The organism is Streptomyces sp. NPDC002643 (assembly GCF_053592555.1).
In genome coordinates this window covers 122,067-131,961 of the sequence record NZ_JBSFVY010000027.1, presented here as the reverse complement: position 1 = coordinate 131,961, position 9,895 = coordinate 122,067, and the positions used below count along the sequence as shown (strand labels likewise).

General features: G+C 70.6%; 9 protein-coding genes. All 9 read right to left on the bottom strand.

The features are described from left to right. Window positions 1-71: 71 nt before the first annotated feature. The gene (locus tag ACWD4G_RS33625) at window positions 72-470 is read right to left on the bottom strand and encodes a hypothetical protein (protein ID WP_451300216.1); all 399 of its coding nucleotides are present in this window, start codon (window positions 468-470) and stop codon (window positions 72-74) included. Window positions 471-586: 116 nt separating this feature from the next. Beyond that, entirely contained in the window at window positions 587-1,492 is a 906-nt protein-coding gene (locus ACWD4G_RS33620) for a DUF5936 domain-containing protein (RefSeq protein WP_451300214.1), read from the bottom strand. A gap of 18 nt (window positions 1,493-1,510) precedes the next feature. Beyond that, window positions 1,511-2,461, bottom strand: coding sequence for a type II secretion system F family protein (locus tag ACWD4G_RS33615; RefSeq protein ID WP_451300212.1), 951 nt, complete (start codon window positions 2,459-2,461; stop codon window positions 1,511-1,513). Between the two features lie 163 nt (window positions 2,462-2,624). Continuing rightward, entirely contained in the window at window positions 2,625-3,965 is a 1,341-nt protein-coding gene (locus ACWD4G_RS33610; RefSeq protein WP_451300210.1) for a CpaF family protein, read from the bottom strand. Between the two features lie 45 nt (window positions 3,966-4,010). Next, a complete protein-coding gene (locus ACWD4G_RS33605) occupies window positions 4,011-4,562 on the bottom strand; it encodes a TadE/TadG family type IV pilus assembly protein (protein WP_451300208.1) in 552 nt (183 codons plus the stop codon). Window positions 4,563-4,588: 26 nt separating this feature from the next. Continuing rightward, window positions 4,589-6,211 (bottom strand): AAA family ATPase, encoded by a 1,623-nt coding sequence (locus tag ACWD4G_RS33600; RefSeq protein ID WP_451300206.1) that lies wholly within the window; start codon window positions 6,209-6,211, stop codon window positions 4,589-4,591. A gap of 124 nt (window positions 6,212-6,335) precedes the next feature. Next, on the bottom strand, window positions 6,336-7,055 hold the full coding sequence (cpaB, locus tag ACWD4G_RS33595) for a Flp pilus assembly protein CpaB (protein ID WP_451300204.1): 720 nt from the start codon (window positions 7,053-7,055) through the stop codon (window positions 6,336-6,338). A gap of 172 nt (window positions 7,056-7,227) precedes the next feature. Continuing rightward, window positions 7,228-8,106 (bottom strand): hypothetical protein, encoded by an 879-nt coding sequence (locus ACWD4G_RS33590; RefSeq protein ID WP_451300202.1) that lies wholly within the window; start codon window positions 8,104-8,106, stop codon window positions 7,228-7,230. A 367-nt stretch (window positions 8,107-8,473) separates the two neighbouring features. After that, window positions 8,474-9,805 (bottom strand): DUF1266 domain-containing protein, encoded by a 1,332-nt coding sequence (locus ACWD4G_RS33585; RefSeq protein ID WP_451300200.1) that lies wholly within the window; start codon window positions 9,803-9,805, stop codon window positions 8,474-8,476. Window positions 9,806-9,895: the final 90 nt, after the last annotated feature.

Below are 9,895 nucleotides of genomic sequence, written 5' to 3'. Positions count from 1 at the left end.
TCACCAGATCACCAACCGCGGACCGCCAGATTCCGCCCCGCCGCCACACCATCAGGCGACAACAGACCCACTCAAAGACTCACGAACCGCCCACTGAGGGTGGCGTAGGAGAGGGTGATGGCCAGGGCGGCGGCGGTGAGTACGGCTTGGGTTGGGGGGCCGTCTGTGGTGTTGGCCAGGGCGAAGGGGGTGCCTATGGCGAGCATCGTGAGGCGGACGGCGATGGTTTGGCGGGAGAGGGATTGGAGGGCGTTGAGTTGGAGGCGGAGGGTTGCGGGGGGTTGGGCGTCGTCCTCCAGGTACCCCTTGGTGGGGGGTGAGGTTGGGGTGGGGTTGGGCGGGGGTTGTGCGTGACCGGAGGTGCTGTGGGCCGGGTCGGGGTTTCGCTTGCCCGCGCTTACAGGGTGCCGCTGCGCCCACCCGTGCCGCCCCAGCGGCACGACTGCCCGCAGTTGGGCGAGGACGATCAACCAGCGCCCCTGCGGCACGGCTGCCCGCGGTTGGGCCTGAGTAGGACGTGCGGATGCCCGCGGTTGGGCCTGAGTAAGGCGTGCGGCTGCCCGCGGTTGGGTGACCCATCGCCGGTTCATCGGCCCAGGATTTCGCCGAAGTTTGTTCCTGAGCCCAGGAACATGCCCGTCGCGATCAGGATCATCGTGGCCGGGAGCATGAAGACCAACGTCACCAGAGTCGCCTTGGGGATGGTTCGGGCTGCTCGGCGGCGGGCGTTCTGGGCGTCTGTGCGGCGCATGTCGGCCGCCAGTTGGATCAGGGTTTCGGCGATGGGGGAACCCAGTTCCTCGCCCTGTTGGAGGGCCGAGACGAACTGGGCGACCTGTTCGGAGGAGTTGCGTTTGCGGAGTTCGTCGAAGGCCTGGCGGCGGCTGACGCCCATATCCATCTGGCGGAGCGTGATGCGTAGCTCGTCGGCCCAGGGGCCCTCGTACTTCTCCGCCACCCGGTCCAGCGCCTGGCGGAAGCCCAGGCCCGCCGAGACCACGACCGCCAGGACGTCGAGGAAGTCGGGCAGGGTGCGGTCGATGACGTCCTTGCGTTCGCGGATGGCCTGCCAGATCGCGGCGTCCGCGGCGAGGAGGCCGAAGGCGAGGGTGCCGGCGGCCAGCAGGGGGCGGCCGCCGGTGAGGAAGACCAGGCCCATGAAGGCGCCGAAGAAGCCGTAGACGGCTCGGCGGGCGGCGTAACGGTTGAGGGTGAGGCCGCCGGGGTTGCCCGCCATGTCGATGCGGCGGCGTTTGGCCTCGACCCTGCGGGGGCCCATCAGGCGCAGGACCAGGGGGGCGAAGCGCATGCCCAGGCGGTCGATGGCGGAGCCGGTCTTGGAGACGCGGGTGGCGCCGACCTCCAGGGCCAGCGCCAGATCGGTCGGGAGTTTGGCGTCCGCCCGGATCATGCGGATGCCGAGGATGACGCCCGCGACCGAGATCGCCATGAGGAGGGCGAGGAGGAGGGGGAGCATCGAGATGGTCGTCATGATCGGTCGGCTCCCCTCTCACACTTCGATCTTGCCCAGGCGGCGGATCACGAAGAAGCCGACCGTGTAGAGGCCTATCGAGATCAGCACCAGGATCTGGCCGAGGGGGGAGCTGGTCACCCGGGCCAGGGCGCCCTCGTTCGAGGAGTTGATGAGCAACAACGAGCCCAGGCCCAGGAACGGGACCGTGAAGGCCGTGGCGTTGACCTCGGAGAGCATCGTGCGGACCTCTCGGCGGGTTTCCTTCCTGTCCTCCAGGGTCTGGGTGAGGTTGCGGAGGCTGCTGACGACCGAGCCGCCCGCCTTGTTGGAGAGGACGAGGGTGGTGACCAGGACGATCAGTTCGCGGGAGGGGAGGCGTTCGGCGAGTTCGCCGAGGGCGTCGTCGACCGAGCGGCCGAGGGAGAGTTGGTCGGCGACCCGGGCCAACTCCTCGCCTGCGGGGGCCTCCAACTCCTCCGCCGCCATCGCCAGTGCCGTACGCAGGGCGAGGCCGGCCGCCGTGGCGTTGGCCAGGAGGCGGGCCACGTCGGGGAGTTGGTTGATGAACGCCTCGATGCGTTTCTGGCGCTGCCAGTTGAGGAAGATGGCCGCGCTCCAGATGGCGACCGCGCCGGCGATCGGGCCGAAGAAGGGGGCGAGGGTCGTCGCCGCGATCAGCCACAGGGCGATGACCAGCAGGGCGACGTAGGTCGCGAATTCGCCCGCCGTGAGGTCGAGGCCTGTGGTGGTGAGGCGTAGGTGGATGGCTCGGCCCAGGCGGGTGCGGCGCAGACGGCGGTCGACGGCCGTGAAGCGGCGTACTCGGCCGGCCGCCGTGCGGAGGGGGCCGCTCGGGGTGTTGCCCGCCAAGCGGTCGACCAGGGCCTGGCGCTGGGCGCGGCCCGAGGCGTACGCGTGCGCGCCCGCGACGGCGAGCGTGCAGCACAGGACGGTGGCGCCGAGGGCGAGCAGGGTGGGGTCGGTCACGGCCCGCTCCTGACTGTCCGGGGGACGGTCACGTACGGCCGAACGGCGCTCACGTACGGCCGAAGGATGGTCACGTACGGCCGAACGGCGCTCACATACGGCCGAAGGATGGTCACGTACGGCCGAGGGACGGTCACGTACGACCTGTGGGTGGTCCTGGGCCTCATCCGATGGCCTGCCTCGTGTTGAGGGCGTCGATGGCCTCCGCGACGCCGTACGCGGGTGGGAGGGGCTCGTTGGCGACGTACAGCTTCTCCGCGACCGGGCGGGGAATCGGCAGGTGCTCGAAGTGGCCGTGGACGACGCGGTCGGCGCCGAGGGGGGCCGGGACGAAGCGGGAGACCGTGGCGATACGGAACTGTTCGCGACCGTGCGAGACCAGCAGGGCTATCTCGGTGATCTTGCGGGAGCCGTCGGCGAAGCGGGTGAGCTGGGCGACCACGTCCACCGCCGAGTTGATCTGGTCCTTGAGGGCCTCGAAGGGGATGAGGACCTCCGACATCGAGCCGAGAGTCTGCAGGCGCATCAGCGCGTCCTCGGCGGAGTTGGCGTGGACCGTGGCGAGGGAGCCGTCGTGGCCGGTTGACATCGCCTGGAGCATGTCGAGGGTCTCGCCGCCTCGGACCTCGCCGACGATGATGCGGTCGGGGCGCATACGGAGGGAGTTGCGGACCAGGTCGCGGATGGTGATCTGGCCCTTGCCCTCGATGTTGGGGGGCCTCGATTCCAAGCGGATGACGTGTTCCTGCTGTAGCTGGAGTTCGGCGGAGTCCTCAATGGTGATGATGCGTTCGCGGGGCGGGATGAGGCCGGAGAGGGCGTTGAGGAGGGTGGTCTTTCCGGTGCCGGTACCGCCGCTGACGATCACGTTGAAGCGGGCGCGGACGAAGGCGGCGAGCAGCATCAGCATCTGCTCGTCGAGGGAGCCCAGGCCGATCAGCTCGGGGAGGGTGTACGCCCTCGGGAAGCGGCGGATCGTGAGGGTGGGGCCGGTGAGGGCGAGCGGGGGGATGATGACATTGACGCGCTCGCCGGTGGGGAGGCGGGCGTCGACCATGGGGTTCGACTCGTCGACCCTTCTGTTCACCGTGGAGACGATGCGCTCGATGGTCTGCATCAGCTGGTCGGTGGAGGCGAAGCGGAGCGGGAGTTGTTCGACCCGGCCGGCTCGTTCGACGAAGATCGAGTCGGGGCCGTTGACCATGATCTCCGTGACGGAGGCGTCGGCGAGGAGGGGTTCGAGGACGCCCAGGCCCAGGGCCTCGTCGACGACCCTGCGGATGAGTTGGGAGCGTTCGGCGGAGGAGAGGACCGGGCCCTCTCGGCTGATGATGTGGCCGAGTACACGTTCGAGGCGGGCGCGGCGGTCGGATGCCGTCAGCGTCGACATCTCGGCGAGGTCGATCTCTTCGAGGAGCTTGGCGCGGTAGACGGCCACGAGGTGTCCGTCCTCGCGTCCGGTTCCCCCCTCGTCGGGGGCGGCGATACGGGATCGCAGGCTCATCTTTCGTCAACTCCTCTCGGGGTGGGCTGGCTTGGGGCGTGGGGGTCAGTCGGGGTCGGTGTCATTGGGCATGGTGGCGGTGCGTTCCAGGGTGACCGGGTCGAGCAGGGGGACGATCGAGGGGACGGTGACCGTGACCGTGGCTGTCGTGGTGTCGCCTCCGCCGCCGCCCGGGTCGACCTGGGGGGTCAGCCATGAGCTGGCCGAGGCGGTGCCCGCGGCCGCGCCGGTGCCGGGTTCCAGGGACTCGGCGCGGGCCGCCGCGCGGGCCGCCGAGCCGGCCTGGCTGATGCCGTAGCCGATGAGGCCGAGCTGGATCGCGGCCATGCCGACGAGGAGGAGGATCGGCAGGAAGCCGGCGAACTCCAGGATGACGGAGCCTCGGTCGTGGCGGCGGGGGGCTCGCTTCGGCGCGGGACGGGTGGAGGCGACGGGGGGTGGGGCCTCGGTGGGTGGGGCCTCGGTGGGTGGGGCCTCGGTGGGTGGGGCCTCGGTGGGGCGTGCGGATGGTTCGGCACCACCGGGGCGCATCACCGTGGTGACGGGCCGTTGCGGCGGATTCGTCGAGCGGCGGCAGAGTACGGCCGGCCCACTCAAGCTGCGGGGAAATACGGCAACCCCGCTCACGGCGTATCCCCCTCCAACGCCGCTCCCGCCTCGCCCGACACCGTCCAGCCCGCGTCGAAGCCCGGGAAGAAGAGGGGGACGTTCGTCTCGACCTCGGCCTGCATGACGAGGCCCTCGGGCGCGCAGTCGACCGAGGTGTCGGACCAGGCTCCGGGGAGGTGGGCGGTGCCCGCGGACTCGCAGGCGCCCGCCACATCGCCGTCGATCGCGTACGCGGCGGTGGCCGCGCGGGCCGCCTCGTCGGCGGCGTTGCCGGCGAGGGTGTAGCTGTAGCCGTAGAGGGCGGCCTGCCAGAGGATCGTCATCACGATGAGGATCAGCGGGAGCATCCCGGCGAATTCGAGCGTGGCCGAGCCCCGGTCGCCGCCCTTGCGGCGCAGGACCAGGGCACCCCGGTCCGAGGAGGAGGCGCGTCGGCGTCGGCCGCCACCCCCTCCCCCCTCCTGGGCCGTCACCAACTCCAGCTCGCCCGCCAGCGACCACAGCGCCTGCTTCACAGCCGAGCGGGCGTCCAGGTCCTGCAGCCGCCCCGCGTCCACCACCGACTGGAGTTCCTTGAAGGCGGCGGGCACGGCGTTGCGGGCCACCCTCGTGCCGGTGACCTTCTCGACGAGGGACGGCTGGATCTCCGTACCGCGTGAGTGGCGGTTGACGACCGTCAGGGTCTCCTCCGCCTTGCGGATCTGGAGGCGGTCCCAGAGGCGGACCATGCGTTTGGCGGCGCGGACGGCCACCACGTCCGGGGTCAGCAACAGCAGCGACTGGTCGGCCATTTCGACCGCCGCCGCCGTCGCCGCGTTCATCTGGGCGCCGCAGTCGACGATCACCACGTCGTGCCGGGAGCGGAGCGCGGCCAGGACCTGGCGGGCGACCCGGTCGGTCACCTCCTCGCCGCGTTCGCCCTCGGCGGGGGCGAGGAGGAGGGCGATGCCGGTGTCATGGGCGTACACCGCCTCCTGCAGGACCCGGGGGTTGATGTCCGTGATCCCGGCGAGGTCGGCGACCGAGCGGCGGAACTGTACGTCCAGGTACGACGCCACGTCCCCGGACTGCAGATCGAGGTCGAGGAGGGCGACCGTACGGCCGGACGCGCGGGCCGCCAGGGCGAGTTGGACGGCGGTGACCGTGGCGCCGACCCCGCCCTTGGCCCCGCTGACCGTGACGACGGTGCCGCCGGGGCCCGAGTACAGCTCGGCCGTACCGCTGCCGAGGTGGCGGCGCATACCGGCCGACCAGGCGGCGGCGGCCTGGACGCGTTCGGCGAGGGCGTCGTAGGAGAGGGGGAGGTTGACGATGCCGCGGGCGCCGGAGTCCATGGCGGCGGTGAGGACGCCGGTGCTGGTGTCGGAGGTGACGAGGACGACGCCGACCGCCGGGAAGCGCAGGACGAGGTCGCGGACCAGGTCCAACGCCGGTACGGGGCCGATCCGTTCATGGACCAGCACCACTTCCGGCAGCTCCTCCAGCGCCTCGGCGGCCAGCCGCGCGAGGGTGTCCAGGAGGGCCGTGGAGTCGGGTACGGGCGGCGCGGGTTCGGCGTCGGCGAGCTGGCTGAGGAGGGTGGTCAGGGAGCGGGCCGACTCGGCGTCGCCGACGGCGGGGAGGATACGGATGGTCACCGGGCCACCCCTGTTCCGGTCACCATGCTCATGCGACGTACCCCCATGCGACCCCCCATGCGACGTACCCCCGTTCGAGGTGGCGTCGTACGGACGTCCCGTACCGACCTCATCGCGTGGCCTCCTACTTGTCCTCGTCGAGGGTGTACGAACGGTCGTCCGGTTGGATCACGGTGGCCTCGTCGCCGCCCGCGACCAGGGCCATCCGGACATGCACGGCGAACGACTCGGCGAACGCGACGCGCTGGGCGTCGGCGGTGTCGAGGGCGAAGGTGATCGGGACGGCCTCGGTCGCCGTGCGGCGGCGGTCGCTGCTGGACTGGTTGGGTTCGAGCGGGGTGAGCTTGCCGACGTCGATCACCCGGGCGTCGGCGACCATCAACTTGGACGTGTCCTTGCCCGAGTCGCTGTCCTTGTCCTCGAACGTGGCGTAGATGTTGACCCGCGATCCAGGGTTGATCTTCCCGGCGACACCCGTGGACGCGTCGATCATGATGGCGATCTCCTGCTGCCCCGGATCGAGTTCGGGCCGCTCCACGATCATGTCGGACTGGAGGAGCGAGCCCTTCTCCAACTGCGTCACGGCGATCTTGCCGCGTATCTGCGCGAGATCGGTGACCGCCGTCTCCGACAGCCAGCGCTTGGGCATCGAGATCTTCTCGAACTGGCTCGCCGTGAGCTCCTTGTACGGCGCGATGTCCCGTTTCAGCCGGTACGCCGTCACCTCGGGCCCGACCTTCGAGTTCACGTCACGGATCACGGAGAGCACCCCGGCGAAGGCGGCCAGGGCGCACAGGGCCGACAGGACCAGGAGAATGACGCCACGGCGCTGGCGTGAGTTCATGACTCGGACAACCTCGATCGGGCGGGGGAACGGACGGGTCGAGCGGTCAAAGCTGTGGGGCGGTGCGGCGGTCGAGCCGTGACTCGCCTCGCCGCACAGCTACGTCCTCACGGGCTATGGAGTTGTCGTACGTTCATCGGCTGCCGTACGTAGGTCAGTTGTCGTACGTCGGTCATGTGACCCCCCGTGGCAGCGCGCGCACGGGTGCCGGTGGTTCCGGTTCTCGTAGGGGCGCCGCGCAGAAGCCGCAGCGGTCGCCGATGAGTTCCAGACCGCACCAGTGGCAGGTCTCGCGGCGTACGGAGGAGACGAGCTGGTAGAGCACGGAGACGTCGGAGAGGCCGGCGGCGAACTCGACGAGTTTGCCGGTGCCCCACCAGCGTGTGGACTCCTGCGGCAGCGGGACGTTCACCGCGCTCTGGACCTGCCAGGCGGGGGCGAGGGTCGAGCTGACCCATTCGCCGCCCCCCGGTGGCTGCGGCCCCTGCGCCACGAGCAGCCGGGTGCCGAACTCCGGCCCGGCGAGCGGCTCCTGCGCGGCGCCGAGCCGTACGAGCTGGGGGCGCGGGTTGGCCAGGACGACGAACTGGGCGCCCGGCATCCAGGACTTGGCGTGCGACTTGAGGGTGACGGGGACACGGTCGAGCTTGGCGACGGAGCCGAGGTGGGCGCCGGCGTAGATGTAGTGCGCGAGGAGGCGTACGGCGGAGGCGAGTACGCCGGGGCTGAAGTCGCAGACGGACAGCTGGCGTAACTGCTGGGCGAGCAGGGCCAGTCCGAGGGGCGGGAGGTCGACGCCGAGGAGGGCGATGCGGTCGCTCTCCAGCACGGAGCGGACGGTGTGCAGCCGTCGGGCGACGGCGAGTTCCTCGGAGGTCGTGCGCGCCGCCGAGTGGAGGGCGATGACGTACCCGTGCTGCTCGATCAGCGCGTGCATACCGAGGAGGGAGTGTTCGAGGGTGGCCTGCGGCTGGACGACCGCGGGCGGGGTCTGCCGGTCATGCGGTGGGAGCACCAGATCGGAACTGGTGACGGCTATCGCGGTCGGCACGCTGCACACCACCCCGTTCACTGCGGCGTGGTGACGACCACCGCCTCAGTCGGCCCCTGTCGAGGTTCGGCGGCTGTCTCGCCGTCCCTCCTGCATCGTCTTGCATCAGCACCATATCCACGGCATGCCCCGATCAACACCGGATCTTCTTGATCAACTCACCCAAGGTGCGGGCCGTATCGACACAGAGTGAGACGCATATGCCTCAACTCGGCACGCGGCGAGGAGAATTGAGGCCCGCGACCGACCCCCGGAAGGGTGAACGCCTCTCGCGCACCCGGCATTGACAACCTTATTGGTCTGGACCGATCCGGACGACCGCGTGGAACGAACACGGCTACCTGAAGGGGATGTGGAACGAACACGGCTACCTGAAGGGGATGTTGAGCCAGGGGCTTCCGGGGTCGGACATCAGAATCCGGTGTGCCTCGACCATGTCGGTGTACCAGGCGCCGAACTCCTCCTCGTCGAAGTGGAGGCACCGGCCGAGGACGTACCCGGCGGAGAAGTCCTGCCAGGACCGGTACTCCAGCGCGGCGCGGCGTCCGGCCTCGACGACCGCGGACTCCGCTTCCGCCAGGGTGCAGTAACGCGCCCCCAGTCCCCACCGGGCCATCTTCGAGGCCCGCCCCAGATCCCATGCCTCGACGGAGGTGACGTACCGCCCCTCGTCCAGGACTCCGTCGGCACGCATCCGGGCCTCGTACCGGGTGATCCGCCCGATGAGATGCCGTACGCCCTCGATCCTGGCCTCGGTCTCCGCCTCGGGGCGCGGCTCGATCCGGGTGACCCCGTCGGGGCCCAGCACGGTCGAGCCGGCGGCGTTGGCGCGCAGGACGTTCTCGGCGGCCTGCCGCCAGTACCCCGCGTCGACGTGGCCGCCGAAGTCGCGGGCGATGGAACGCCGCAGGCCGAGGGCGAACTCCCAGACCGGGCTGGACCCTTCGCACGCCAGCAGCTGTCGCTGCCGCCCCTGCCAGTCCTCCCGTGTCGTCACGCCCCACCACTCGCGCAGCCGTCGGCGCTCCCCGGGGTAGCCGGTGCCGTGCCAGGCCATGGCGTTCCAGAGGGAGCCGTTGTTGACGCACAGCAGCGCGCCGCAGGCCAGACCGTGGGCGACGGGCCCGTGCAGGGCCCCACCGACCATGAGCGCACGCAACGCCGTGGGCCTCGGCGGGCTCCCCACCCGGTCGGAGTGCTGGACCCAGGCCGCCGACTGCGGGGGTGTCAGCGGCAGAAACGCCTCGCAGGGGCTCCCCTGGTCGACGACCATCACCAGCGGGTCCCCGGGCTCCCACACCCGGGCGAACCACCCGAGCGGATTCCAGTCGAACACCCTCTCCGGCTCGGGCGCGGGCAGAATCCCCTCCGTGAACACCGCCCAGACCCGGCCTCCGGCCACCCTCGGATCACGGCCGAACACGGGAGCCGTACCGCCGGGTGTGGCGTCGGCCCGGTCCCGCCGGATCTCGAAGAACACCCGACTCCGGGCGAGTGTGTCGAAGTAACCGGCCCAGTCCGCCCGTTCCTTGGCCTGCGACAGGGCCCGCTCGACGTCGGTGGGCGCGCTCCAGGCGGACGACGAGGTGGCCGGGCTCCAGGCGGACGACGAGGTGGTCGGGCTTCCGGTCGTCGAGGGAGAGGGGTAACGCGGTAGACCCGAATGCGGGGGCGTACCCGGCGGCGGCCCGAACGACATGCTTCCCTCTGTTCCTTCCACTACGCGGACCTGTACGCGACGGCAAACGCAACGGCAACGGCGTTGCAGCCCGCAGGATGCCGATGCGAT

Excerpts from the sequence above, each read along its gene's own strand:
- cpaB (WP_451300204.1), bottom strand. The coding sequence starts at position 7,055 with ATGAACTCACGCCAGCGCCGTGGCGTCATTCTCCTGGTCCTGTCGGCC.
- ACWD4G_RS33585 (WP_451300200.1), bottom strand. The coding sequence starts at position 9,805 with ATGTCGTTCGGGCCGCCGCCGGGTACGCCCCCGCATTCGGGTCTACCG.
- ACWD4G_RS33610 (WP_451300210.1), bottom strand. The coding sequence starts at position 3,965 with ATGAGCCTGCGATCCCGTATCGCCGCCCCCGACGAGGGGGGAACCGGA.
- ACWD4G_RS33620 (WP_451300214.1), bottom strand. The coding sequence starts at position 1,492 with ATGACGACCATCTCGATGCTCCCCCTCCTCCTCGCCCTCCTCATGGCG.